Below are 24,458 nucleotides of genomic sequence, written 5' to 3' on the forward strand. Positions count from 1 at the left end.
ATGTCCGAGCAGCCAGCGCACGACCACGAGCTCGAGGTCCTCGAGGAGGACCAGACGGTGCCGCCGCGTCCGGAGGAGCAGATCGCCGACGCCCGCGAGGAATCGACCGAGGCGGACACCACCGGCTCTGGTGCGACAGCGTGAGGGACGACGACCCGTGGGGTCGAGCCGAGGCACCAGCGGTGGCCGAGGCTGATCTCGAGCCGCTGCCTCCTGCCCTGGCTGACATCGAGGCCATGCTCGAGATCGGTGAGGACCGGGTGCTCGCCCCGGGCGAACGGCTCACGCTTCCAGGGCTGGCCGATCTGCCAGAGATCGCGAGCCTCGCTGCGGAGGGCTGGGAGCCGTTGCCCACCGGGTTCATGGGCTTCGAGTGGGCGCTGCTCCCGGCGATCTGGCCGAGAGAACACCGTCGGTGGGTCCGTGACCGCATGCCGTGCTTCGGACTCATGTCCTACGACGACGAGGAGACCCGGCTCGGCCCCGAGACGGGACGTGACACCCACCAGCGGTGGATGCTCGCGCGGATGGCCCGGTCCGTCGACCTCCCGCCCCCGCCCCGGGACCGTATCTGGCTGCTGCGCTCGCCCTGGGCGACCATCCCGCTGTCGAGCCTGCTGCTCGTCATCGGCCAGCACCGTGACCGGAACGGGTTCGGCTGGGACTCCCTCGCGAACATGCGGGCTGCTCAGGACCTCCTGTCGCGTACCGAGGACGAGGTCTGGGCCATGTGGACCGGACGGCAGGCTGACGCCGCGCGCAGCTGGATCGGGACGGAGCGTGGACCGCGGGGCGCTGAGCACTGGATCAGGCTGGGGCTGGGTCCCCGTCACGTGGAGACCCTGCTGGCGCCTCTCGAGGGCGATGGCGCGGGGCTCGACCTGGAGCAGGCCCGGGCCTGGGCCGAGGTGATCGCGATGCGCGAGGAGCCGGGTGCCCACGTGGTCCGGCACATCATCGACTGGCGGCGGGCCGGGCTGCCTGCAGATGCCGATGTCGAACGGCTCGGCATGGTCCTGCTCGAGCGAGACCCGGGCGACGTGGCGCACTGGCTCGATTCCGGTCTCACCGTCGACGACGTCGCTGTGTGGCAGGGAGATGACCTCGAGCGGGCCCGGCGGTGGAGCGATGCGGGTTTCGGCGCGCGCGAGGCGCGGGAGCTGGTTCTCGCCGATCCCACCCTCACCCCGGCTGAGGCACGTGCCTTCGATGCCTCGGGCATCGACCCGTCGGTCCGGCACCGTTGGGTCGCTGCAGGATTCACGCCGGAGCAGGCTCACGCATGGACCGATCTCGACATCGTCGCGTCCGAGGCGCGCGTCTGGCGGTCGCTCGGCAAGGGACCCAGCGAGGCTCGGGACCAACGGGCCTCGGGAGGAGGCGCCCTTCCGCTCGGAGTGGAGCTCGGATGGGCGGCGATGGGCTCTGACCGCGACGACGTCAGCTATGGCGTCACCGATCCGCCGGGCACGCGCGGAACCGTGGCGAACACCGGTCCGGACGGCATGCCGCTTCCCTGAGCAGCCCCGTGTCTCACGATCCGGGCAGCGGTCCCGAGGGGTGGACGCGAGCGGAGCGACCGGCATACGGTGAACGGGTGCGAGCGGTGAGCCTCCTTCTTCTCTGCCGCGACGAGGCCTGACCCCGGCCCTCCTCGTCGCGGAGTTTCCCGTGTCCGGCCGGACACCGAGCGAAACGCAGACGAGAGAGTGACGCGATGATCCACCCCCAGCAGACGTCGGGAATGCCGTTCCAGAAGTACGTCCCCTTCCACGAGCAGATCCCGTTCGAGCTCCCGGACCGCACGTGGCCGACGAAACGCATCGCGTCGGCCCCGCGCTGGTGCGCCGTGGACCTGCGCGACGGCAACCAGGCGCTCATCGACCCGATGAACTCCGAGCGGAAGCTCCGCATGTTCCAGCTGCTCGTGAAGATGGGCTACAAGGAGATCGAGGTCGGCTTCCCGTCGGCGAGCCAGACCGACTTCGACTTCTGCCGTGAGCTCATCGAGGGCGGACACATCCCCGACGACGTGACGATCCAGGTGCTGACGCAGTGTCGCGACCACCTCATCGAGCGCACCTACGACGCGATCCGGGGCAGCAAGCAGGCCATCGTCCACTTCTACAACTCGACGTCGGCGCTGCAGCGCAAGGTCGTCTTCGGCCTCGACCAGGACGGCATCATCGACATCGCCGTCCAGGCCGCGCGCCTGTGCAAGAAGCTCGAGGAGACGATCCCCGACACGACGATCTACTACGAGTACTCACCGGAGTCCTACACCGGCACCGAGCTCGACTTCGCGATGCGGATCTGCAACGCCGTCGTCGACGTCATCGACCCGACGCCCGACCACAAGATCATCGTCAACCTGCCGGCGACCGTCGAGATGGCGACGCCCAACGTCTACGCCGACTCGATCGAGTGGATGGTCCGCCACCTCGAGCGCCGAGAGTCGATCGTCGTGAGCCTGCACCCCCACAACGACCGCGGCACCGGCGTGGCCGCGGCCGAGCTCGGCTACCTCGCCGGCGCCGACCGCATCGAGGGCTGCCTGTTCGGCAACGGTGAGCGCACCGGCAACGTCTGCCTCGTCACCCTCGGGATGAACCTCTTCAGCCAGGGCGTCGATCCGCAGATCGACTTCAGCGACATCGACGAGGTGCGCCGCACCGTCGAGTACTGCAACCAGCTGCCCGTGGGCGAGCGCCACCCCTACGGCGGCGACCTCGTCTTCACGGCCTTCTCGGGCTCGCACCAGGACGCCATCAAGAAGGGCTTCGAGGCCATGGCGTCCGAGGCCGAGGCGAAGGGCACGGGGATCGACGACCTCGTCTGGGGCGTCCCCTACCTCCCCATCGACCCGCACGACCTCGGCCGCTCCTACGAGGCCGTCGTCCGCGTCAACAGCCAGTCCGGCAAGGGCGGCGTCGCGTACATCATGAAGACCGAGCACCAGATGGACCTGCCGCGTCGGCTGCAGATCGAGTTCTCCGGTGTCGTCCAGCGCGGTGTCGACCAGGACGGCGGCGAGGTCGCTCCAGCCGACCTGTGGGCGAAGTTCCAGGACGAGTACCTCCCCGACCCGAGCCGGGCCTGGGGCCGCTTCGAGCTCGTCAACGTCGTCACCGACTCGACTGTCGACGGGGCGAGCACGATCGAGGCGACCGTCCGCGACGGTGGCGAGTCCCTGACCGTCACCGGCACGGGCAACGGCCCCATCGCGGCCTTCGTCGATGCGCTCTCGACCGTAGAGGGCACCCCGGACGTCCGGGTCCTCGACTACGCCGAGCACGCCCTCTCCGCGGGTGGTGACGCGCGCGCCGCGGCCTACGTCGAGTGCGCCGTCGGCGACCGCGTCCTCTGGGGTGTCGGCGTCGACCCGTCGATCGTCACGGCGTCCATCAAGGCGATCGTCTCGGCGGTCAACCGCGCCCACCGCGACGCCGTTCCGAGCCCCTCGTCGGACGCCTGATCTGACGCCCACCGGCGTGGGGTAGCGTCTGGCGCCATGGAGTCCCCGGTCGGTCGAGCGCTGCTTCGACTGGCCGGGGTCTCGCTCGTCGCGGTCGCGGTCGTCGGACTCGTCGCGCCCCGACCGGTCAACGTCGAGCACCGCTGGCAGGTGGTCGTGCCCGTCACCCTCGGGCTGGTGCTGCTCGCTGCGGTCGTCCGCGTCCCTGCGTGGGCGAAGCGGCGCTGGGTGCCGGTGGTGATCGCGATCGGCGGAGGCCTCGTCGCGACGCTCGTCGGTCTCATGACGCGCTACCGCTACGGCTGGGACGCGCGGATCGTCATGGACATGGCACGCAGCCTCCAAGCAGGGCGACGGCTCAGCCAGGGCGAGTACGACTACCTCTCCCTCTACCCCAACAACCTGCCGCTGCTCGCCATCGACAGAATGGGCGTCGCTGTGGGACAGGCGTTCTCGCTCGCACCCGACGCCGTCCTCATCCCGCTCAACGGGATCTGCGTGGGCCTGACGCTGTATGCCGTCCACGACCTCGTCGGGCGCGTGGCAGGTCGCGGTCCTTCCCTCGGCGCCCAGCTCGCGACCCTCGTCCTCGTCGGCGCGAGCCCGTGGCTGGCGGTGCCCTACACCGACTTCTACGCGATGCCGTTCGTCGTCGGGGGAGTGGCCCTGGCCGTCCGGGCCATGACCCCGCGGCCGCGCACGGGACGAGTCGTCCTGTGGCTGCTCGCGATCGTGTCGGTCACGGTGGCCTACTCCATCAAGACCACCCCGGTCGTCATCGCCATCGCGGCGGTCCTGACGGCGGTCGTGGCGATCTTCGACCACGACCTCCTCCCGGCCCGGCGCGCGGGCGTCATCGCCGCCTGCGCGGCCTCCGCCCTCGCGTTCGTCGTCCTCGGCGTGGGCCTCGGCGCCGCGGCCACCGCGGCCTCCGGGGTCGACTCCGCGCGCATCGACACCGCGGTCTCGCCCCCGATCCTCTGGTGGGTCGCGCTCGGCGCCGACGAGCAGCGCTCGCCCACCGGCGTGGTCAGCTACGGCGCGTTCTCACGGGAGATGGTCGACGCGGTGACCGGCCGCAGCCAGGCCGAGATGAAGACGTATGCCGCAGGCGCCTTCGCAGACCGGTGGGCCGAGCGAGGTCTCGGCGGCACGCTCGCCTTCTACGGCAGCAAGGCGGCCTGGAACTGGGGCGACGGGATGTTCTGGGCGTGGGGCGAAGGCCCCGACTCGCTGCCCGGCACGCTCGCGCCGGCGACCGGCGTGACCGGGATCGTCCACGACCTCAACGGCTTCCACGGGTCGGGCTACCAGCTGCGCGCCGACGTGACCCAGGCAGTGTGGCTGGCCGTGCTGCTCGTGGCCGGCGTCGGGCTGCTGCGCGCGCCCTACCGGCGGGAGACGCTGCTCGTCGCCGCCTCGGTGCTCGGCATCGCGGCCTTCACGCTCGTGCTCCAGGGACGCTCGCGCTACCTCTTCGCGTTCGTCCCTCTCGTCGTCGTCCTGGCCGCGATGGTCCACGCCTGGCTCCCTCGCCCGAGGCGAGCAGGTCGCCTCGGGCGCCGCACCGGCTGAGCCGTCCGGGTCAGTCGATCGAGTCGGTGAGCACGGCGTCGACCGCGGCCAGCGCTGCCGCGTCGCCGTCGCGCGTGATCTCGCCCTCCACAGGACGGTTCCAGAGCCAGCAGTCGATGTCGGCTGCGGACCCGCTGATCTCGGCCGCCGCGGCATCGTCCGGTCCGTCGCTGACGAGGAAGCGCTGCACGTCGATCTCGTCGCCGTTCCACGTGCCGGTGACGCGCACCGGGGTGACCGTCCACGCGTGCATGGCATCGACCGTCGCGATCGTCACCGGCGCCGAGACCGGCACGTGCGTCAGGTCGGGCTCGGGCTCGTGGCCGCGCATGATCCGCAGGGCCTCGTCGATGCCGTCGGCGGCCAGCCGGCAGTCGAGCGGGCTCCGCTCACCGACCGTGAGCTCGGCGTCGACGCGGTGCACCATCGCCTCGTGGGCCTGGCGCCGACGGATGTAGCCGGCGGTCTTGTCGTCGGACCACATCCAGAGCGGCGTCTCGGGCGGAAGGCCGCTGAGCACCCGGTGCAGCCGCTCGCTCGAGCGGTCGAAGAAGGCGAGCAGCCCGGCGCGGTCGCCCGGACGCTGCTCACGGGTCGCGTTCATCGCGTCGAGGTCGGCCGGGTCGGTGAGCCCGCGCTCGGCGATCTCGCCCCAGAACCACTGCACCTCACCGAGGTGCCACAGCAGGTCGTCGGCGTCCCAGTCGGGACACGTCGGCACGCGGGCGTCCGCTGGTGCCGTCGCGAGCACCGTCCGGAAGCGCGCCGAGTCGGCCGTGAGGTGGTCGAGGAAGGGAAGGGGGCCACCTGAGCGGCTGGACGGCATACGTGGGTCTCCTGTCAGCGAACGCCGGCTACACGGAACTGCACCGAGATGCGCGGCCCCATCGGCTCGGACGTCTTGGGGACCGAGTGGTCCCACGTCCGCTGGCACGAGCCGCCCATCACGACGAGGTCACCATGTCCGAGGGGATAGCGCAAGCTCTTTGTCGTCGAGCCGGGGATCGGTCCGCCGTCACGGGGACGGAGGGCGAGTGTGCGTGCGGAACCGAGCGAGAGGATCGCGATCATCGTGTCGCTGTCGCGCGAGCGCCCGATGCGGTCGCCGTGCCAGGCGACGCTGTCGCGACCGTCGCGGTAGAGGCACAGGCCGGCCGTGACGAACGGTTCGCCGAGCTCGGGCGCGTAGTGACGGCTCAGGGCGTCGCGGGCCTCGACGAGCATCGGGTGGGGCAGCCTCTCGTCGCCGGCGTAGAACTTCGTCAGCCGGGGGACGTCGACGACGGAGTCGTACATCTGCCGGCGCTCGGCGTGCCACGGCACGTCACGCAGCAGGGCCGTGAAGAGCTCGTCGCCGGCCGCGAGCCAGCCGGGACGGACGTCGACCCACGCGCCGTGGGCCAGGTGGTGGCGGGTCTTCCCGGTGCCGACGTCGCGCAGCGTCATCGCGTCCGTGAGGTCGAGGAGCGAACCCTGGAGAGAGAGGTCCATGGCCCCACGATAGCCCACGGGTCGAACGGGTGTTCGACTCCCGGCGGTGTTTCGCGTCGACCTCGTGGACACCGGCGCGTGCGGTGCCGCCGACGCCTCGGCGGGGGAGACAATGGACCCATGCCCCTCTACCGTGACGAGGCGATCGTCCTGCGCACCCACAAGCTGGGCGAGGCCGACCGCATCATCACGATGCTGACCCGCACGCGGGGTCGGGTCCGCGCCGTCGCCAAGGGGGTTCGCCGCACGAAGTCCCGCTTCGGGTCGCGCCTCGAGCCCGGCATGGTCATCGACGTGCAGTGCTACGAGGGTCGCAACCTCGACACCGTCACGCAGGTCGAGACCCTGGCGCCCTACGGCGACGCGATCGCCCGCGACTACATCGCGTACACGTGCGCCACCTCGATGCTCGAGACGGCGCTCCAGCTCACCGAGGAGCACGAGCCGCAGACGCAGCAGTACCTCCTGCTCGCCGGCGCGCTGCGCTCCCTCGCCGAGCACAGCCACGACGCCGGGCTCGTCCTCGACGCCTACCTGCTGCGCTCGCTCGCCGTCGCCGGCTGGGCACCGAGCTTCGTCGACTGCGCGAAGTGCGGCGCCCCGGGCCCGCACCGGGCCTTCAACGTGCAGGCCGGCGGCGCCGTGTGCTCCGTATGCCGTCCGCCCGGCTCGAGCGCCCCTGCCCCCGAGACCTTCGAGCTGCTCGCGTCACTGCTGACCGGCGACTGGGACGTCGCCGACGCGAGCGACGAGCGGTGCCGTCGGCAGGGCAACGGCCTCGTCTCCGCCTTCCTCCAGTGGCACATCGAGCGAGGGCTGCGGTCGCTGCGCCTCGTCGAGCGCGCCTGAGCCAGCAGCGAACCCGATCCCGACCGACCGGAGCCCCATGTACGCCAAGCCCTTCCCGCACCCGTCCGGCGCCACCCCGCCCGTCATCGCGCCTGCCCTGCTGCCCAAGCACGTCGCGATCGTCATGGACGGCAACGGCCGGTGGGCCAACGCGCGAGGGCTCCCGCGGACCAAGGGCCACGAGGCCGGGGAGGCGTCGCTGCTCGACGTCGTGGCCGGAGCCATCGACGTCGGCGTGACCCACCTGTCCGCCTACGCCTTCTCGACCGAGAACTGGCGGCGGTCTCCCGACGAGGTGCGCTTCCTCATGGGCTTCAACCGCGACGTCATTCGCCGACGACGCAACCAGCTCGACGAGTGGGGCGTGCGGATGCGCTGGGTGGGTCGGGCGCCGCGCCTGTGGCGCTCGGTCATCAAGGAGCTGGAGATCGCCCAGGAGCTGACGCAGCACAACACCGGGCTCACCCTCTACTTCTGCGTCAACTACGGCGGGCGTGCCGAGATCGCCGACGCCGTGCAACGGATCGCCCACGACGTCAAGGACGGTCGGCTCCGACCGGGCTCGGTCGACGAGAAGACGATCAAGCGCTACCTCGACGAGCCGACGATGCCGGACGTCGACCTCTTCGTGCGCAGCTCCGGAGAGCAGCGCACGAGCAACTTCCTGCTGTGGCAGTCGGCCTACGCCGAGATGGTCTTCCAGAACCGGCTGTGGCCCGACTACGACCGTCGCGATCTCTGGGCCGCGATCGAGGAGTACGTCGACCGCGACCGCCGCTACGGCGGAGCCGTCGACGCCCCGACAGCCAGCTCCTGACGGCAGCGGCACGCAGCCTTCTCGATCGAACGCCGCGTTCGGTGTCGAAAACCTCGGTAGAACACGGCTTTCGAGACCGAACGCGGCGTTCGGTGCGGAGAGCTGCTGGGGTCAGTCGGCGGTGGCGGTGCAGTCGGCGCAGGTGCCGAAGATCTCCAAGGTGTGCGTCACACCGCTGAAGCCGTGGTCGCTCGCGATCTTGTCGGCCCACTTCTCGACGGCCGGGCCCTCCACCTCGACCGTGCGACCGCAGGCCCGGCACACGAGATGGTGGTGGTGGTGGGTCGAGCAGGCCCGGTAGACGGCCTCGCCGTCGTCGGTGCGCAGCACGTCGACGGTGCCGGCCTCGACCATCGACTGGAGCGTCCGGTAGACCGTCGCCAGCCCGACGCCGGCTCCCGCGTCGCGGAGCCGGGCGTGAACCGTCTGGGCGGAGGTGAAGTCGTCGGAGCGCTCGAGCAGCTCGGCGACGGCCACCTGCTGCCGGGTCGGCTTGCGTGAGGTCGCCGCGGAGCCCGAGGTGTTGGTGCTGCTCGTCATGATCTCGATCCTGTCGTCGGGCCGGAGGTCGTGCCGGAGGTCGTGCCGGAGGTCGTGCCGGCCGGGCCGGCGCCCGCCGTCTCCGGGCCGGGCGGGGCGGGGTGGTCGTGATGGACGCCGTGCTCGTCGTAGTGGCCCTCGTGGGCGGCGTGCAGGTGCCCGTCGTGGACGTAGTCGACGTGGTCGCCGTGCGTCACCGCAGGGTGACCGCACTCGGCGCCGTGCTCGTGCGCGTGGGTCTCCGCGACGTCGTGCCTCCTCCTGCCGACCCTGGCCAGCACACTGGTGACGACGGCGGTGACGACGAAGAGCGCGACGGCGAGCAGGACGATGGTGCCACCGGACGGTGTGTCGAGCGGGTAGGAGAGCGCCACGCCGCCGACCGAGGAGACGAGACCGAAGGCGATGGCCCACCGGACGCCGCCGCTGAAGGACCGTGCGACGAGCTGGCTCGCGGCGTTGGGCACGATCATGAGCGCGCTGATGAGCAGGAGCCCGACGACGCGCATGGCGACGACCACCGTGGTCGCGGTGAGCACGGCCAGCACGATGTTGAGCGGCAGCACGGGCAGGCCGACGGCGCGGGCGTACTCCTCGTCGTTGGCCACCGCGAAGAGGCGCGGCCGCAGCGCCCACGTCGTGACGGAGATGAGCAGCGCGAGCCCGGCGAAGACGTAGAGGTCGGTGCGCTGGGTCGTGAGGATCGACCCGAAGAGGTACTTCATGAGGTTCGCGGGAGTGCCGCTGGGAGACTTGCTGATGATGACGACGCCGCCTGCGATGCCGCCGTAGAAGATGACCGCGAGGGCCACGTCACCGTTGGTGCGGCCGCGGGCGCGGAGCAGCTCGATGACGACGGCGGCGATGACTGCGGCCAGGAGCGCGGTCAGCACCGGCGCGGCCCCGGACACGAGGCCGATCGCGACCCCGGCGAGGGCGACGTGGCCCATGCCGTCGCCGATGAGCGAGAGCCGGCGCTGGACGAGGAAGATCCCCACCATCGGCGCGACGGTGCCCACGAGCAGGGCGGCGATGAGCGCCCGCTGCATGAAGTCGACGGAGAGCAGGTCGATCACGGTCGGCTCCTGTCGGTGCGGTCGACGTCGAGCGGGCCGTGGGACAGCGACGGGTGGTGGCCCTCGAGCTCGAGGTCGTGGTGGTGGCTGTCGTGGTCGTGGTGGACGCTGTCGCGCGCCGTGGCATACGCGCGGGGTGTCCCGTCGAAGCGGATGCGTCCGCCGTCGATGACGACGATGCGGGTCAGCAGGCGCTCGAGCGCTCCGAGCTCGTGCGTGACGATGACCATGGTGACGTCGCGCTCGACGAGGCGGTCGAGGACGTCGGCGAGCACGTGCTGGTTCGCGGCGTCGACCCCGGCGGTGGGCTCGTCCATGATGAGGACCTCGGGCTGCCCGGCGAGGGCGCGGGCGATGAGGACCCGGCGTTGCTGGCCGCCCGAGAGCGTGCTCACCTCGGTCGCGGCGCGGTCGGCGAGACCGACGACGTCGAGCGAACGGGCCACGATCTGCCGGTCGGTGGCGCGGAGCCGGCCGAGCCAGCCGATGCGGGGGAGTCGCCCCGTGGCGACGATCTCCTCGGCGGTGGCCCGGACGGACGCCGAGAGCGTATGCCGTTGGGGCACGTAGCCGAGGCGGGCGCGGTCGTGGAACTCGGTGCTGTCGATGCCGAAGAGCGTCACCGTGCCGGCGACCTTCTCGTTGAGGCCGAGCACGCCCTTCATGAGCGTCGACTTGCCCGACCCGTTCGGTCCGACGATCGCCACGATCTCACCCTTGCGGATGGACAGGTCGACGTCGCTGAGGACGGTGCCGTCGCCGTAGCCGAAGCTAGCGCCGCGCAGGGTGACGACCGCGTCCGACGGTGCGGCATCCCGGGGGACGAGCGGTGCCGACCTCATGAGCACTCCTGACCGTCGCGCAGGGCCACGAGGTTGCTCCGCATGACCTCGAAGTAGTCGGTGCCGACCGACGCGCTCGTGATCCCCTCGATGGGGTCGAGCGTCGCGACCTTCGCACCCGTCGACTCCGCGACGGTCTGGGCGAAGTGCGGCTCGACGAGCGTCTCCTGGTAGATCGTGGTCACGCCGGCAGACCTCACGAGGTCACCGACGGCCTTGAGGGCTGCCGCGCTCGGTTCGGCCTCGGGCGAGACGCCCGTGATGCCGCGCTGGTGGAAGCCGTAGCGCGCCGCGAGGTAGCCGAAGGCGGCGTGGCTCGTGACGAGCTCCTTGACCGTGCACTGGCGCAGGCCTGTCCGCATCTCGTCGTCGAGCTCGGATAGCTTCTCGACGAAGACCGCGGTGTTCTTCGCGTAGGTCGCGGCGTTCTCCGGGTCGTCCTGCGACAGGCGCGCGCTGACGGCCTCGGCCACGGCGGCGTAGCGCGACGGGTCGAGCCAGAAGTGGGGGTCGTCCGCCCCGTGGTCGTGGCCGTCGTGCCCGTCACCGGCGTCGGTGGTGTCGTGCGGCTCGGTCTCGGTGCCGGACTCGTCAGCGTGGTCGCTGCCGTCGGTCGACGCGGGTACGAGCTTCGCGACATCAGCGACGTCGAGCACCTTCGCGGCGTCGACGAGCCCGACGGCCTCGTCGACCGCCGGCTGGAAGCCGTCGGCGTAGACGACGAGGCGTGCCTTCGTCATGCCACCGATGTCCTGAGGCGCCAGCTCGAGGTCGTGCGGCTCTGCGCCGGGCTTCGTCAGGACGGTCACCGGGAGCCGGCCACCGGTGATCTGCTGCGTCGCGAACTGGATGGGGTAGAAGGACGTGACGATCGAGCCGTCCGCGGAGCCGGCGCCGGATCCGGTGTCAGGACCGCTCTGGCAGGCGGCCGTCGTGAGCGCCAGTGCCGTCGCGGCGACGATCGCGGACAGGGCGCGGCGTGGGGGAGCGGGGGGCATGACACCCATCATTCTCAAAGTGAGAATGATTGTCAAAACCGTTCTCGCGAACGGTGCGGCTGTCAGCCGGCCGGGACGATCCTCACCACGGCGACGGCCACGGCGAGCACGAGCACCGCCGTGCGCATCAGCCGCTCGGGCAGGGTCAGTCGCTGCCACGTGAGGAAGAGCAGCCAGCCGACGAAGGCCGCGACGACGAGGAAGGCGATGCCACCCCACGGGCGTGGCGCGAGGATGCCGACCGCCAGCAGGCCGACGAGGACGCCGAGCGCGACGGGACGCGGGACGGCGTTGAGGCGCTCCACCCACGGGTAGGAGGCGTGCTCGAGACGCGAACGGAAGCTCAGGGCCACGCGACGAGCCTAGGGGACGCGACGGCATACCCCGGACGCGTGGCAAAGCAGTGGCGGCGGCCCGATAACCTGTCCCGCATGGCCAAGCAGACTTCCATCGTGGACACCGTCGTCAGCCTCTGCAAGCGCAGGGGCTTCGTCTTCCCGAGCGGTGACATCTACGGAGGCACCCGGTCTGCCTGGGACTACGGCCCCCTCGGCGTCGAGCTCAAGGAGAACATCCGCCGTCAGTGGTGGAAGTCGATGGTGACGAGCCGCGACGACGTCGTCGGCCTCGACTCCTCGATCATCCTCCCGCGCGAGACGTGGGTCGCCTCGGGCCACGTCGGCACGTTCACCGACCCCCTCGTCGAGTGCCTCAGCTGCCACAAGCGCCGCCGCCAGGACCACCTCCAGGAGGCGCTCGCCGAGAAGAAGGGCATCGAGGACCCCGACTCGATCCCGATGTCCGACATCGTGTGCCCCGACTGCGGCACCAAGGGCCAGTGGACCGCGCCCCGCGAGTTCAACATGATGCTCAAGACCTACCTCGGCGTCATCGAGGACGAGTCGGGCCTGCACTACCTGCGCCCCGAGACCGCCCAGGGCATCTTCGTCAACTTCAACAACGTCATGCAGGCCTCGCGCAAGAAGCCGCCGTTCGGCATCGCCCAGACCGGCAAGAGCTTCCGGAACGAGATCACGCCGGGCAACTTCATCTTCCGCACCCGCGAGTTCGAGCAGATGGAGATGGAGTTCTTCGTCAAGCCGGGCGAGGACGACGAGTGGCTCCAGTACTGGCTCGAGGAGCGCACCCGCTGGTACGTCGACCTGGGCATCAACCCCGACAACCTGCGCCACTACGAGCACGCACCCGAGAAGCTCTCGCACTACTCGAAGCGCACCGTCGACATCGAGTACCGCTTCAACTTCGCCGGCTCGGAGTGGGGCGAGCTCGAGGGCATCGCCAACCGCACCGACTTCGACCTGTCGACGCACAGCAGGCACTCGGGCACCGACCTCGTCTACTTCGACCAGCAGACGGGCGAGAAGTACACCCCCTACGTCATCGAGCCCGCAGCAGGTCTGTCGCGCTCGCTCATGACCTTCCTCGTCGACGCGTACCACGAGGACGAGGCCCCCAACACCAAGGGCGGCGTCGACAAGCGCGTCGTGCTGCGCCTCGACCCGCGCCTGGCGCCGGTCAAGGCCGCGGTGCTGCCGCTCTCGCGCAACGCCGACCTCTCGCCCAAGGCGCGTGACCTCGCGGCCACCCTCCGCAAGCACTGGAACATCGACTTCGACGACGCCGGCGCCATCGGCAAGCGCTACCGCCGCCACGACGAGATCGGCACGCCGTTCTGCATCACCGTCGACTTCGACACGCTCGAGGACCACGCCGTGACGATCCGCGAGCGTGACTCGATGGCCCAGGAGCGCGTCGCCCTCGACCAGGTCGAGGGCTACCTCGCGCAGCGCCTCATCGGCTGCTGACACGACGCCACCGCACCGCTGACGTATGCCGTCCGCCCACCCGGGTGGGCGGCATACGTGCGCCTGTGGTGCCGTGCCAGCGGCGGGGTCGGTCGGCGAGGTCGCCGCGGTCCGGCCCGTCCCGGGCGCAGGACGTCCGGGATCGGCGGCATACTGCCGGCATGGTCGAGCACGAGGTGCTGCGCGCGACGCCCGGTGACCGGGCGCGAGCGGCCGCCGATGCGCTCGGCGACGAGGTGCTGACGTCATGGTGCGCCGACCTGCTCGCCGGGCGGGCGGCGTGGGGCGACCCCGACCTGCCCGACATCGGCTGGGTCGGCGGCCAGGTCGCGTCCGGTTGGGGCTCGCCGGACCACCTCGACGACGCCACCCGCTACTGGTCCCGGGTGTGGGCCGCCCGCACCCTGCTCTACGTCTGGACCGAGCGGTCCGGACCGGATGTCGTTGCAGGACTGGGTGATCCGGCCTGGCGGGTCCGCGAGATGTGCGCGAAGGTGGCGGCCCGCTGGGAGGTGGGTCCCGCGGCGGAGGCCTGCGCCGACCTCGTGAGGACGGATGCCGTACCCAGGGTCAGGGCTGCCGCCGCACGTGTCCTCGCGGTCACCGGCGAGGGAGAGCACGCCGCCGCCCTGCACGAGGCCTTGGACGACCCGGACGAGACCGTCTGCGCCGCGGCCGCGCGAGCACTCAGCAGGCTCGAGCGACGCCTCGACCGCGACCTCTGAACCACCAGAGGGCAAGCGCCATGCCCGTCACCCGTCGCATCCTGCTCCGGAGAGCGGAGCAGGTTCCGACAGGCGAGGAGCTCAGCCGGGGGAGTGGCCGGTCGCGACCGGCCGCGCAGGATCGCGGATCCACTCGCTCCACGAGCCGGGGTAGAGCACGGCGTCGACGCCGAGCTCGGCCAGCGCGAGCATCTCGTGGGCCGCGGTCACCCCCGACCCGCAGTAGACGCCGACGGCGCCGCCTCCGACGTCGTGACCGGCGCGCACCCGCTCCCAGTGCTCGGCGAGGTCCCGGCGGAAGGTGCCGTCGGCGGTGATCCACGCGGCCGTGGGGCTGTTGAGCGATCCCGGGACGTGTCCGGCCACGGGGTCGATGGGTTCGGTCTCGCCGGCGTAGCGCTCAGCCGCCCGAGCGTCGAGGAGCAGCCCGTCGCGGGCCAGGGCGGCCGCACCGGCGGCGTCGAGCGTCGGCAGGTGACCGGGCCGCACCTCGACGTCGCCGTGCCGGTCGGCGGGCTCCTCGGTCGAGACGGGAAGTCCGGCCGCCAGCCACGCGGCATACCCCCCGTCGAGCACCCGGACGTCGGCGATGCCCACCCAGCGCAGCACCCACCAGGCCCGCGCGGCGGCATACGACTCCTTGCCGTCGTACGTGACGACACGGGTGTGCGCGCTGATGCCGGCGCGGCGGAGCATCGCCTCGACGACGGCGGGGTCCGGGAGGGGGTGGCGCCCGCCGTCGCCCGGGCGTGCGGCGAGTTCGGCGTCGAGGTCGACGAAGTAGGCACCGGGCACGTGGCCCGCGTCGTAGTCGGTCCGCCCCGCAGACGTGTTGGCCGTCGTCAGTGCCCAGCGGACGTCGAGCACGACGACGTCCTCGATCTCGTGGGCGAGCTCGGTGGCGGTGATGAGGTGGGTCACCAGGCCATCGTGGCATCCTCGCCGTGTGCGTGCTCACCTGGTCCTCGTGCACGGGTCGCGCCTGTCGAGCACCCAGTGGGCGCCCCAGGTGCCGCTCCTGCGCGACCACGTCGACCTGACTCTCGTCGACCTGCCCGGGCACGGCGCCCGCGCGGACGAGGACTTCACGCTCGCGCGGTGCGCGGACGTCATCGGCGAAGCGGTGGGGGCCGTCCCCGCCGGCACCCCCGTCGTGCTCGTCGGTCACTCGCTCGGCGGCTACGCCGCGATGGCGTATGCCGCCGCCCGCCACGACACGCTCGACGGGCTCGTCCTCGCCGGGTCCAGCGCGGTCCCGACCGGTCCGGGGGCCGCCGTCTACCGGGGTGTCGCGGCGCTGACGGACCGACTCGGCCCCGAGCGGATGACGCGGGTCAACGACCGTGTCCTGCACCGGCTCTACCCGCCCGAGCGCATCGACCCGGTCATCGCCGGTGGCTACTTCTTCGCCCCGACGGCGACAGCCTGGCGGGAGGTCATGGCGCTCTGCCGACCGTCGATGCTCGAGCACGTGCAGTGCCCGGTGCTTCTCCTCAACGGCCAGTTCGACCAGCTGCGGATCGGGGCCCGGGCCTACCTGCGCGCGTGCCCCAGCGCGCGCGAGGAGATCGTCGGCCGGGCCGGGCACCTGTCCGGCCTCGACCAGCCCGAGGCCTTCGCCGATGCCCTCCTGCGCTTCGCGCGCAGGGTCACCGATTCGGCCGAGCGCGCCTGATCGGGGACAATCGAGCCCGTGACCGACGTGATGACCCCCGTGACGCAGGCCGGTGAGGCCGCCCCCGCAGACGCGACGGGTGCCGTGCTGCCCCCGCTGCGCATCGGCCGCCACGTCATCGAGTCACCCGTCGTGCTCGCGCCGATGGCCGGCATCACGAACCGTGCCTTCCGCCGGCTGTGCCGCGAGTACGGCAACGAGGGCCGCGCGATCGGCGGTGCCAGCGGCGCGACGAGCCTCTACGTCAGCGAGATGATCACCTCCCGCGCCCTCGTCGAGCGCACCCCCGAGTCGATGCGCCTCATCGAGCACGACCCCGACGAGAACCCCCGCTCCATCCAGCTCTACAGCGTCGACCCCGCCACCGCGCGCGCCGCCGCCCGCATGCTCGTCAGCGAGGACCGGGCCGACCACATCGACCTCAACTTCGGCTGCCCCGTCCCGAAGGTCACCCGCAAGGGCGGCGGCTCCGCGCTGCCGTGGAAGAAGGACCTCTTCAGGGCCATCGTCGGCGCCGTCGTCGAGGAAGGCGCCAAGCGCGACATCCCGGTGACCGTCAAGATGCGCAAGGGCATCGACGACGTCCACCTCACCTTCCTCGACGCGGGCCTGACCGCGGAGGCCGAGGGCGTCGCGGCCGTCGCCCTGCACGGCCGCACTGCCGCACAGGCCTACTCGGGCACTGCCGACTGGAGCGCCATCCGGATGCTCAAGGAGACCGTGACGAGCATCCCCGTCCTCGGCAACGGCGACATCTGGTCGGCCGAGGACGCCCTGCGCATGGTCCGCGAGACCGGCTGCGACGGCGTCGTCGTCGGGCGCGGCTGCCTCGGGCGCCCGTGGCTCTTCACCGATCTCGCGGCCGCCTTCGCCGGCACCTCGGCGCGGGTGACCCCGACGCTCGGGGAGGTCGCCGAGACGCTCCGGACGCACACGGCCTACCTGTGCGACTTCTACGGCGAGGAGGAGCGCGCCTGCCGCGACATCCGCAAGCACATCGCTTGGTACCTCAAGGGATTTCCGGCCGGCTCGACGATCCGCAACTCGCTCGCGCTCGTCGACTCGATGGCGGCGCTCGACCGCCTGCTCGCGACGCTCGACCCCGACGTGCCGTGGCCGGGCGAGGCCGCCGAGGGCCAGCGCGGGCGGGCCGGGTCGTCGCGCACCGTCGCGCTGCCCGACCGCTGGCTCGAGTCGCGCGAGCTCTCCGAGGAGCACCGGCGCACCATCGCCGAGGCCGAGCTGTCGGTCAGCGGCGGCTGAGCCTCACTTCAGCCAGACGCTGAGCGGGCCGATCCGCTCACAGCCGGCCGCGACCGCCGCGTCGACGCTCGCCCCGGCCTCCCAGCCGACGAGGGGTATGCCGCCCACGACGTCACGTGCCGCAGCAGCGGCCGCGCCCCAGGCCCGCTCCACGTCGCCGTCGAGCGCGAAGACGTTGCCGAGGCCGGCGACGTCACCCGTCACGTTGACGATCGCACCGGCGACGACAGGGGCCTGCGGGTCGTCGGACGCGCGCTGCGCGATGAACGTGACGCCGGGCTCCGCGAGGAGTGACGGGCGCAGGATCGCCTCGGCGTCGGGGTCGCTCGCCCACGCACGCACCCAGGCCGCCATCGCGTCGGGCGTCGTGACGCGCTGCCAGCGGCCGGGAGGAGCAGGCCGCCCGGGTCCGGCGGGGTCGAGCCAGACCCACTCGCCCACGACGAGCCGGGCGAAGTCCTCCATCGACAGGTCCAGACGCGACCACGAGTCCTTGACCGAGCAGCCGTCCGAGTCGTCGACGCGCGCGAGCACGTCGTACTCGCCGGCGTCCGGCGACAGCGTCACGGCGTCGGGGTAGTAGGGCGGCGTGCGCGTCGACGCCGTCCACGCCACGTCGTCGAGGGTGCACGCGACACCGTGCGAGCGAGCGACGGCGTCGCACCAGAGGGCGTTGTTGCGGGCGGCGAGCAGGATCCGGTCGGTCACGCCGACGATCCTCCCAGCGTCGGTGGCCGGTGGCAGGATCGGGGCATGCGACAGGGCGGATCGGGCGAGCGGCCCGCGACCTTCTTCGACGACGCCGAGGACTTCCGGGCCTGGCTCGAGGCGCACCACGAGAGCGCCAGCGAGCTGTGGATGGGCCTCAACAAGAAGCACGTCGAGCCCCGCGGGCTGCAATGGGCCGACGCCGTGCGCGAGGCGCTCTGCTTCGGCTGGATCGACTCGATGGCCCAGCGCATCGACGAGGACGCGGTGCGCCAGCGGTGGACCCCGCGCAAGTCGGGCAGCAACTGGAGCGCCATCAACATCAACGCCGTCGCCGAGCTCACCGCCGCCGGGCGCATGCGTCCGGCCGGGCTCGCCGCCTTCGCGAAGCGACGCGAGGACCGCTCCGGCGTCTACGCCTACGAGAACCGCGAGCTCACCTGGTCCGACGACTACGAGGGGATGCTGCGCGCCGACCCCCGCGCCTCGGCCTTCTGGGACGGCGCGACACCGTCCTACCGCAAGCTCGCCACGAACTGGGTGCTCACGGCGAAGCAGGAGGCCACCCGCGACAAGCGCATGGCCGAGCTCGTCGACGACTGCTCCCACCTGCGCCTCATCAAGACGCAGCGCTACGGCACCGAGCCGGCCTGGGTGCGACGCATGCAGGCCGAGCTCGGCTGAGCCGCGCCGAGGCGGGACCGGGTCCGTGCCCGCGTCAGACCGTGGTCAGCGCTTGGCCTTGGGCGGGATGATCTCGGTGTGGTCCTTGGCGGCGGACTTCGCGTGCTTGTCGGCACGCTTCTCCTTGAGCGATCTGGCCTTCGTGGACATGTGGGACTTCGGTGACTTGTCGCCCATGGCGCGCTCCTGAGTTTGGAAGCCTGAGCGGCTCCATCCCTGAAGTATGCGCCCCGGGAGCGGCGCCGTGGTCGGCCGCGCCGTGCCGCATAGAGTTCCGGTGTGGGCTACGAGGGTCGGGACCGGGAGCGTTGGGTCGCGGAGGACCCTGCCCAGAAGCGCGCCGACCGTGACGACTTCGCCCGCGACCGGGCGCGGGTCGTGCACTCGTCGTCGCTGCGGCGGCTCGCCGCCAAGACCCAGGTGCTGGCCCCCGGCCACGACGACTTCGTCCGCAACCGGCTGACCCACTCGCTCGAGGTCGCGCAGATCGGCCGTGAGTTCGGGGCAGCCTTGGGCTGCAACGCAGATGTCGTCGACACCGCGTGCCTGGCCCACGACCTCGGCCACCCGCCCTTCGGGCACAACGGAGAGACGGTCCTCGACGAGATCGCCTCGGGGATCGGCGGCTTCGAGGGCAACGCGCAGACGCTGCGCCTGCTGACGAGGCTCGAGGCCAAACGGGCGCAGCCCGACGGCACGTCCGCCGGGCTCAACCTGACGCGGGCGAGCCTCGACGCGACGACGAAGTACCCGTGGGTGCGCGGTGACGGCCCCTACGAGACCCACAAGTTCGGCGTCTACCCGTCCGACCTGCCCGTCTTCGAGTGGATCCGCGACGGCGCGCAGCCGCAGCGTCGGTGCCTCGAGGCCGAGGTCATGGACTGGTCCGACGACGTCGCCTACTCCGTCCACGACGTCGAGGACGCGATCGCCTCGGGCTGGATCGACCCCCGGCTGCTCCACTCGCGCGACATGGCCGACGTCATCGACGTCGCGGGCCGCAGCTACGCGCCCGACCTCGGCGCCGACGCGCTCGGGGACGCGCTGGAACGCATCCTCGCCTCGGGAGCGGTGCCCACGGCATACGACGGCTCGCGCGGTGACCTCGCGCGCCTCAAGGACATGACCAGCCGGCTCATCGGGCACTTCGTGCTCGTCGTCGAGCAGGCCACGCGCGAGCGGCACGGGCCGGGCGAGCTGTGTCGCTTCGAGGCCGACCTCGTCGTGCCGGACGACACCCGAGCCGAGTGCTCCGTGCTCAAGGCGATCGCCAACCACTTCGTCATGACCACCGACGAGCGCCTGGCGATCATGTCGGGGCAGCGCGACGTCGTGCGTGCCGTCGTCGAGGCGTATGCCGCCGCGCCCGAGGAGCGCCTCGACGTGGCCTTCCGGCTCGACCACGAGGCCGCCGTCGACGACGGGGAGCGGCTGCGCGTCGTCGTCGACCAGGTGGCCTCGCTCACCGACGTCCGGGCGCTCTCCCTCCACAGCCGGTGGTGCCGGTGACGGGTCGCACCCGGGCGAGCACCTAGAATCACGGATGGCGACAGGAGGCAGATGGCGGGGCTGATCAACAGCGAGGACATCGCGGCGGTCAAGGCGCGGTCGTCCATCGAGGACGTCGTGCGCGAGCACGTGACGCTCCGCTCCGCCGGTCCGGGGTCGCTCAAGGGCCTGTGTCCCTTCCACGACGAGAAGTCGCCGTCGTTCAACATCCGCCCGGCCGTCGGTGCGTGGCACTGCTTCGGCTGCGGCGAGGGCGGCGACGTCATCTCCTTCATCCAGAAGGTCGACCACCTCAGCTTCTCCGAGGCCGTCGAGCGGCTCGCGCAGAAGCTCGGCATGGAGCTGCGCTACGAGAACGGCGACCGGCCGCGCGAGGAGGGGCTCGGCCGCCGCAGCCGGCTCGTCGAGGCCCACCGCGTCGCCGAGGAGTACTACACCGAGCTGCTCCTCGCGCCCGGTGGCCAGGCTCGGCAGGCCCGTGACTTCCTCCGCGCCCGCGACTTCAACAGCGAGCACGTCAAGCAGTTCGGCATCGGCTTCGCGCCCCGCGGGGGAGAGGACCTCGTGCGCCACCTGCGTGCCAAGGGCTTCACCGACGACGAGCTCGTCACCGGCGGCATCGCCGGACGCGGTGCGCGCGGGCTCTACGACCGCTTCCGCGGGCGTCTCGTCTGGCCGATCCGCGACATCACGGGCGACACCGTCGGCTTCGGCGCGCGCCGGATCTTCGACGACGACCGCATCGAGGCGAAGTACCTCAACACGTCCGAGACGCCGATCTACAAGAAGTCGACCGTGCTCTACGGCCTCGACCTCGCCAAGAAGAAGATCTCGCAGGGCCGTCAGGCCGTTGTCGTCGAGGGCTACACCGACGTCATGGCCTGCCACCTCGCCGGCGTCGAGACGGCCGTCGCGACGTGTGGCACGGCCTTCGGCGCGGACCACATCAAGACCCTGCGTCGCCTCATGCGTGACGAGGCCGGCCTCGCGCCCGCCAAGGTGATCTTCACCTTCGACGGCGACGCCGCCGGCCAGAAGGCGGCCATGCGGGCCTTCGCCGACGACGAGAAGTGGACCTCGCAGTCGTTCGTCGCCGTCGAGAAGTCGGGCAAGGACCCCTGCGAGCTGCGCCAGGCCGGAGGAGACCCCGCCGTGCAGGCGCTCATCGAGGACGCCGTCCCGATGTTCGAGTTCGCGGTGCGCACGACGATCAAGCGCTTCGACGTCGCGACGGCGGAGGGCCGCATCCAGGCCGTCCGCGCGGTGGCGCCGATCATCGCCTCGATCCGTGACCAGTCGCTGCGGCCCGAATACACCCGCGAGGTGTCCGGGATGCTCGGGCTCGACGTCGAGCAGGTCGCCACCGAGGTCTCGCGCGCGGGCAAGATCAAGGTCGACGAGGACGCGCGGACCGAACGGAGCGAGCGGAACGGCCCCGATCGTGGCGACAGCCGCGACGACGCCGAACCGCACGTGGCCGACGGTGGAGGCATGCCGGTGCCCGACCGTCGCGACCCCGTCGTCCACGCCGAGCGACAGCTGCTCCAGGTCCTGCTCCAGTTCCCCACGGTCTTCAAGCCGGGGGCCATCGACCTGCTGACCCCCGACGCCTTCTCGGCGCCGGCACACCGGGCAGTCTTCGACGGCATCCGCATCGCCCACCACAGCGGCGACAAGGGCAACGCCCGCGCCTGGACCTCGGCCGTCACCGAGGCCGCCCCGTCGCCCGTCGCCGGACTCGTCAGCGAGCTCGCCGTCGACACCCTGCCGACGCGGATGGACGCCTCGACCGGACTGCCCACGTCGCGCTACGTCGACGAGCTCTTCGACCGGGTGCGCACCATCGCCCTGACGCGCCAGATCGCCGACTCGATGAGCGAGATGCGCCGGCTCGACCACGCCGAGACACCGTCGCCCGAGCGCACCCGTGAGCTCGGCATCCAGCTGCAGACGCTCCAGCGCGAGCTCGCGGCGATCAAGGCGGGGATGGGCTGATGGCACTCTTCGAACGGCGGCGTCGACCGGCACTGCCCGCGGACGTCCGCGCGGTCGTCCCGCTCGACCCGGGCGAGCTGGTGCTCGCCTGGTCCCGTGACGAGACGAGCGGCTCGCACGTCGTCGCGACGACCTACCACCTGGTCCTCGTCGACGCCGACGGCGGGCTCGTCTGGCGCCGCGCCTGGCACGAGGCCGAGTCCGGCACGTGGCAGGGCGAGTCGTCCCGACTCACGGTCACGTGGGTCGACCAGGGCGTCCCGGCGCGCTGGCACCTGACGGAGCCCTCGCTCCTCCAGCAGACCCTGCGTGAGCGGCTGCAGGCGAGCGTGGTGCTCGCCGACGAGTTCCGCACCGCCGGGCGCCGCACGGTGCGCGTCGTGATCCGCCAGGACCTGGCCAGCGGCGCCCTGCTCGAGCAGACGATCCCGGGCAAGGGCGCCGACCTCAGCGACCCGAAGGTGGCTCGTGAAGCCGCGGAGCGGATGGCCCGGCTGCGCTCCGAGGTGGGGCTCTGACGGGTGCCCGCACGGCGTCCCGCAGGCTCGTCCGGACGTCGTCGGCGACCCGCCGAACCCGATTTCTCGACGGCGCTGATGCTTTGCTATGGTTGCGCAGCAGCATTCCCCTGTAGCTCAATTGGCAGAGCAGCCGGCTGTTAACCGGCAGGTTATTGGTTCGAGTCCAATCGGGGGAGCACCGCGCAGAAGGGCCCCGACACCGCTGGTGTCGGGGCCCTTCTCGTATGCCGTGTCGTCGGCTCGCGTCACCGGCTCGGGGTCCCCGCCGCGTCGGCACCGACCACGCCTGTTGCCTGTACGCCCTTGCGGGGCCCGCGTCCGCGGCGGCTGAGACGGCGCTCCACCCGGCCGGCAACCACCGTCAGGCTGTAGTTGATCAGGATGAAGATGATCGCGACGAAGATGTAGGCCGGGATCGTGTTGCTGTATCCGGTGCCGATGTCGCGGGCCGCTTGGAGCAGCTCGGGGTAGAGCACCGCCGTGCCCAGCGCGGTGTCCTTGAGGATCACGACGAGCTGCCCGACGAGGGCCGGCAGCATCGCGGTGAGAGCTTGCGGCAGCTGGATCGACCGCATCACCTGGGGAGGCGTGAGGCCGATCGATACGCCGGCTTCGGCCTGGCCCTTCGGCAGGCTGAACACACCCGACCGGACCAGCTCGGCGATCACCGAGCCGTTGTAGAGCGTCAGGGCGGTCACGACGGCAGCGAGCGGGTTGATCTCGCTCGTGAAGACGCCGTTGCTCGAGAAGTACGAGTACGTGAAGTACATCATCAGCAGCACAGGCACGGACCGGAAGAACTCCACGATGACGCCGCACACCCAGCGCAGCGCCCGGTGCTGCGACAGCCGGCCCATGCCGAAGATGAGCCCGAAGGCCAGGGCGAGGACGATGGAGATCGCGGCAGCCTCGAGCGTCTTGATCAGTCCCGGGACGATGTACTGCGTCCACACGTCGGCGCTGAACAGCACGGTCCACATCTCGGGTTCCAGCTGGCCCTGGGCCTTGAACTTCCACAGCACGGCGCCGATGGTGGCGACGGCGAGCACCACGCCGAAGACGGTGAGGATCGCGTGCCGCCGCCGGGCCCGGGGCCCGGGGGCGTCGAACAGAACGGACTCGGCACTCATCGCTTCACCGCCAGACGACGCGAGAGCGAGGTGAAGAACACGCCGACGGGAAGCGTGAGGACGACGAAGCCGAGCGCGAAGACGAGGAAGACCGTGACGCTCGCCGTCTCGTTCTCGATGATCTCGCTCATGAGCAGCGAGGCCTCCGCGACGCCGATGACGGAGGCGACGGTCGTGTTCTTGGTCAGCGCGATGAGCACCGAGCCCAGTGGGGCGACTGCCCCGCGGAAGGCCTGCGGGAGGATGACCTCGCGCAGGCTCTGGCCGAAGGTGAGACCGATCGAGCGGGCGGCCTCGGCCTGACCGAGCGGAACGGTGTTGACGCCGCTGCGCAGTGCCTCGCAGACGAAGGCCGCGTGGTAGACCGCGAGCGCGACGATGGCCCACCGGATGCCGTTGTCCACGAGCGCTGTCGGTGAGTTCTTGTCGGTGAGGCTGATCTGCAGGATGTAGTACGGGCCGGCGATGGAGAAGAAGATGAGCAACGTCAGCGGGGTGTTGCGCACCGTGTTGACGTAGAACGCGCCCAGACGGCGCAGGATCGCCACCGGCGATACCCGCATCACCGCGAGCACGGTGCCGATCACGAGAGCGCCGATCGCCGAGAAGAAGGCGAGCCTGATGGTCATCCAGAACGCGCCGAGGATGTCGTACTTCTCGAGGATGTCGAGCACGACGCTCCTTTCCGCTGTCGAGTCAGTGGGTCAGGGGTTCACGGGTCGGAGTCCCGGCCCCCGCCGAGGACGGGCCGCGCACCGT

26 protein-coding genes and 1 tRNA gene are annotated in these 24,458 nt (G+C 71.3%); 15 read left to right on the forward strand and 12 right to left on the reverse strand.

The annotated features are described in order from the left end of the window. From ASE25_RS23200 to ASE25_RS09095, 4 genes are all read left to right on the forward strand, one after another. Positions 1-144 (forward strand): hypothetical protein, encoded by a 144-nt coding sequence (locus ASE25_RS23200; RefSeq protein WP_200959037.1) that lies wholly within the window; start codon positions 1-3, stop codon positions 142-144. Then, complete coding sequence (locus ASE25_RS09085) at positions 141-1,520, forward strand: hypothetical protein (protein WP_235508612.1); 1,380 nt, start codon at positions 141-143, stop codon at positions 1,518-1,520. The genes ASE25_RS23200 and ASE25_RS09085 overlap by 4 nt, the downstream gene beginning before the upstream one ends. A 197-nt stretch (positions 1,521-1,717) precedes the next feature. After that, complete coding sequence (gene leuA / locus ASE25_RS09090; RefSeq protein WP_056780111.1) at positions 1,718-3,475, forward strand: 2-isopropylmalate synthase; 1,758 nt, start codon at positions 1,718-1,720, stop codon at positions 3,473-3,475. A gap of 36 nt (positions 3,476-3,511) precedes the next feature. Beyond that, the gene (locus ASE25_RS09095) at positions 3,512-5,050 is read left to right on the forward strand and encodes a hypothetical protein (RefSeq protein ID WP_056824914.1); all 1,539 of its coding nucleotides are present in this window, start codon (positions 3,512-3,514) and stop codon (positions 5,048-5,050) included. 10 nt (positions 5,051-5,060) lie between these two features. Here ASE25_RS09095 and ASE25_RS09100 read toward each other — a convergent pair whose 3' ends face one another. Together ASE25_RS09100 and ASE25_RS09105 are read right to left on the reverse strand one after the other, a co-directional pair. Beyond that, entirely contained in the window at positions 5,061-5,876 is an 816-nt protein-coding gene (locus tag ASE25_RS09100) for a maleylpyruvate isomerase family mycothiol-dependent enzyme (protein ID WP_056824917.1), read from the reverse strand. 14 nt (positions 5,877-5,890) lie between these two features. Continuing rightward, positions 5,891-6,541: an alpha-ketoglutarate-dependent dioxygenase AlkB gene (locus ASE25_RS09105; RefSeq protein WP_056780102.1), complete on the reverse strand. Its 651-nt coding sequence runs from the start codon at positions 6,539-6,541 to the stop codon at positions 5,891-5,893. A gap of 120 nt (positions 6,542-6,661) precedes the next feature. Between ASE25_RS09105 and recO the strand changes: the two genes are divergently transcribed. Together recO and ASE25_RS09115 are read left to right on the forward strand one after the other, a co-directional pair. After that, the gene (gene recO / locus ASE25_RS09110; protein ID WP_020142562.1) at positions 6,662-7,390 is read left to right on the forward strand and encodes a DNA repair protein RecO; all 729 of its coding nucleotides are present in this window, start codon (positions 6,662-6,664) and stop codon (positions 7,388-7,390) included. 37 nt (positions 7,391-7,427) lie between these two features. Next, entirely contained in the window at positions 7,428-8,207 is a 780-nt protein-coding gene (locus tag ASE25_RS09115) for an isoprenyl transferase (RefSeq protein WP_056824919.1), read from the forward strand. 111 nt (positions 8,208-8,318) lie between these two features. Here ASE25_RS09115 and ASE25_RS09120 read toward each other — a convergent pair whose 3' ends face one another. The 5 genes from ASE25_RS09120 to ASE25_RS09140 all read right to left on the reverse strand — a co-directional run bounded on the left by ASE25_RS09120 (position 8,319) and on the right by ASE25_RS09140 (position 12,016). Next, on the reverse strand, positions 8,319-8,747 hold the full coding sequence (locus ASE25_RS09120) for a Fur family transcriptional regulator (protein WP_056780097.1): 429 nt from the start codon (positions 8,745-8,747) through the stop codon (positions 8,319-8,321). Further along, complete coding sequence (locus ASE25_RS09125; RefSeq protein ID WP_056824920.1) at positions 8,744-9,823, reverse strand: metal ABC transporter permease; 1,080 nt, start codon at positions 9,821-9,823, stop codon at positions 8,744-8,746. The genes ASE25_RS09120 and ASE25_RS09125 overlap by 4 nt, the downstream gene beginning before the upstream one ends. Further along, positions 9,820-10,665, reverse strand: a complete 846-nt coding sequence (locus tag ASE25_RS09130; RefSeq protein ID WP_056824922.1) for a metal ABC transporter ATP-binding protein — start codon at positions 10,663-10,665, stop codon at positions 9,820-9,822. Before ASE25_RS09130 ends, ASE25_RS09125 begins: the two co-directional genes overlap by 4 nt. Beyond that, positions 10,662-11,663, reverse strand: a complete 1,002-nt coding sequence (locus ASE25_RS09135; protein WP_056780348.1) for a metal ABC transporter substrate-binding protein — start codon at positions 11,661-11,663, stop codon at positions 10,662-10,664. Before ASE25_RS09135 ends, ASE25_RS09130 begins: the two co-directional genes overlap by 4 nt. 62 nt (positions 11,664-11,725) lie before the next feature. Then, entirely contained in the window at positions 11,726-12,016 is a 291-nt protein-coding gene (locus ASE25_RS09140; protein WP_056824924.1) for a DUF6703 family protein, read from the reverse strand. A gap of 78 nt (positions 12,017-12,094) precedes the next feature. Here ASE25_RS09140 and ASE25_RS09145 point away from each other — a divergent pair, with 78 nt between their 5' ends. Further along, on the forward strand, positions 12,095-13,489 hold the full coding sequence (locus ASE25_RS09145; protein WP_056780093.1) for a glycine--tRNA ligase: 1,395 nt from the start codon (positions 12,095-12,097) through the stop codon (positions 13,487-13,489). Between the two features lie 161 nt (positions 13,490-13,650). Further along, positions 13,651-14,214 (forward strand): HEAT repeat domain-containing protein, encoded by a 564-nt coding sequence (locus tag ASE25_RS09150; protein ID WP_056780091.1) that lies wholly within the window; start codon positions 13,651-13,653, stop codon positions 14,212-14,214. Positions 14,215-14,295: 81 nt separating this feature from the next. On the opposite strand, the gene ASE25_RS09155 is transcribed toward ASE25_RS09150, so the two are convergent. Next, the gene (locus ASE25_RS09155) at positions 14,296-15,135 is read right to left on the reverse strand and encodes a sulfurtransferase (protein WP_056824925.1); all 840 of its coding nucleotides are present in this window, start codon (positions 15,133-15,135) and stop codon (positions 14,296-14,298) included. Positions 15,136-15,160: 25 nt separating this feature from the next. Between ASE25_RS09155 and ASE25_RS09160 the strand changes: the two genes are divergently transcribed. Together ASE25_RS09160 and dusB are read left to right on the forward strand one after the other, a co-directional pair. Beyond that, a complete protein-coding gene (locus ASE25_RS09160) occupies positions 15,161-15,889 on the forward strand; it encodes an alpha/beta fold hydrolase (RefSeq protein ID WP_056824927.1) in 729 nt (242 codons plus the stop codon). A 30-nt stretch (positions 15,890-15,919) separates the two neighbouring features. Then, positions 15,920-17,152, forward strand: a complete 1,233-nt coding sequence (gene dusB, locus ASE25_RS09165; RefSeq protein WP_056780345.1) for a tRNA dihydrouridine synthase DusB — start codon at positions 15,920-15,922, stop codon at positions 17,150-17,152. Positions 17,153-17,155: 3 nt separating this feature from the next. Here dusB and ASE25_RS09170 read toward each other — a convergent pair whose 3' ends face one another. After that, positions 17,156-17,860, reverse strand: a complete 705-nt coding sequence (locus ASE25_RS09170) for a hypothetical protein (protein ID WP_056824929.1) — start codon at positions 17,858-17,860, stop codon at positions 17,156-17,158. 45 nt (positions 17,861-17,905) lie between these two features. Here ASE25_RS09170 and ASE25_RS09175 point away from each other — a divergent pair, with 45 nt between their 5' ends. Continuing rightward, on the forward strand, positions 17,906-18,544 hold the full coding sequence (locus ASE25_RS09175; protein WP_056824930.1) for a YdeI family protein: 639 nt from the start codon (positions 17,906-17,908) through the stop codon (positions 18,542-18,544). Positions 18,545-18,589: 45 nt separating this feature from the next. Here the strand turns inward: ASE25_RS09175 and ASE25_RS23630 are convergent, their stop codons facing one another. Further along, complete coding sequence (locus tag ASE25_RS23630; protein WP_020142547.1) at positions 18,590-18,721, reverse strand: hypothetical protein; 132 nt, start codon at positions 18,719-18,721, stop codon at positions 18,590-18,592. A gap of 102 nt (positions 18,722-18,823) precedes the next feature. On the opposite strand from ASE25_RS23630, the gene ASE25_RS09180 reads away from it, so the two are divergent. From ASE25_RS09180 to ASE25_RS09195, 4 genes are all read left to right on the forward strand, one after another. Beyond that, positions 18,824-20,053 (forward strand): deoxyguanosinetriphosphate triphosphohydrolase, encoded by a 1,230-nt coding sequence (locus tag ASE25_RS09180; RefSeq protein ID WP_056824932.1) that lies wholly within the window; start codon positions 18,824-18,826, stop codon positions 20,051-20,053. Positions 20,054-20,104: 51 nt separating this feature from the next. After that, positions 20,105-22,048 carry a DNA primase gene (gene dnaG / locus ASE25_RS09185; protein WP_056780069.1) on the forward strand — a complete coding sequence of 648 codons (1,944 nt, stop codon included), beginning with the start codon at positions 20,105-20,107 and terminating at the stop codon, positions 22,046-22,048. Then, positions 22,048-22,566, forward strand: a complete 519-nt coding sequence (locus ASE25_RS09190) for a hypothetical protein (protein WP_056780065.1) — start codon at positions 22,048-22,050, stop codon at positions 22,564-22,566. The genes dnaG and ASE25_RS09190 overlap by 1 nt, the downstream gene beginning before the upstream one ends. A gap of 106 nt (positions 22,567-22,672) precedes the next feature. Next, a tRNA-Asn gene (locus ASE25_RS09195) sits at positions 22,673-22,745 on the forward strand. Between the two features lie 69 nt (positions 22,746-22,814). Here the strand turns inward: ASE25_RS09195 and ASE25_RS09200 are convergent. Beyond that, complete coding sequence (locus ASE25_RS09200; RefSeq protein WP_056824934.1) at positions 22,815-23,699, reverse strand: amino acid ABC transporter permease; 885 nt, start codon at positions 23,697-23,699, stop codon at positions 22,815-22,817. After that, positions 23,696-24,373 (reverse strand): amino acid ABC transporter permease, encoded by a 678-nt coding sequence (locus ASE25_RS09205; protein ID WP_056780058.1) that lies wholly within the window; start codon positions 24,371-24,373, stop codon positions 23,696-23,698. Before ASE25_RS09205 ends, ASE25_RS09200 begins: the two co-directional genes overlap by 4 nt. Positions 24,374-24,458 lie beyond the last annotated feature (85 nt).

It is taken from the genome of Terrabacter sp. Root85, assembly GCF_001429185.1.
GTDB lineage: Bacteria > Actinomycetota > Actinomycetes > Actinomycetales > Dermatophilaceae > Terrabacter.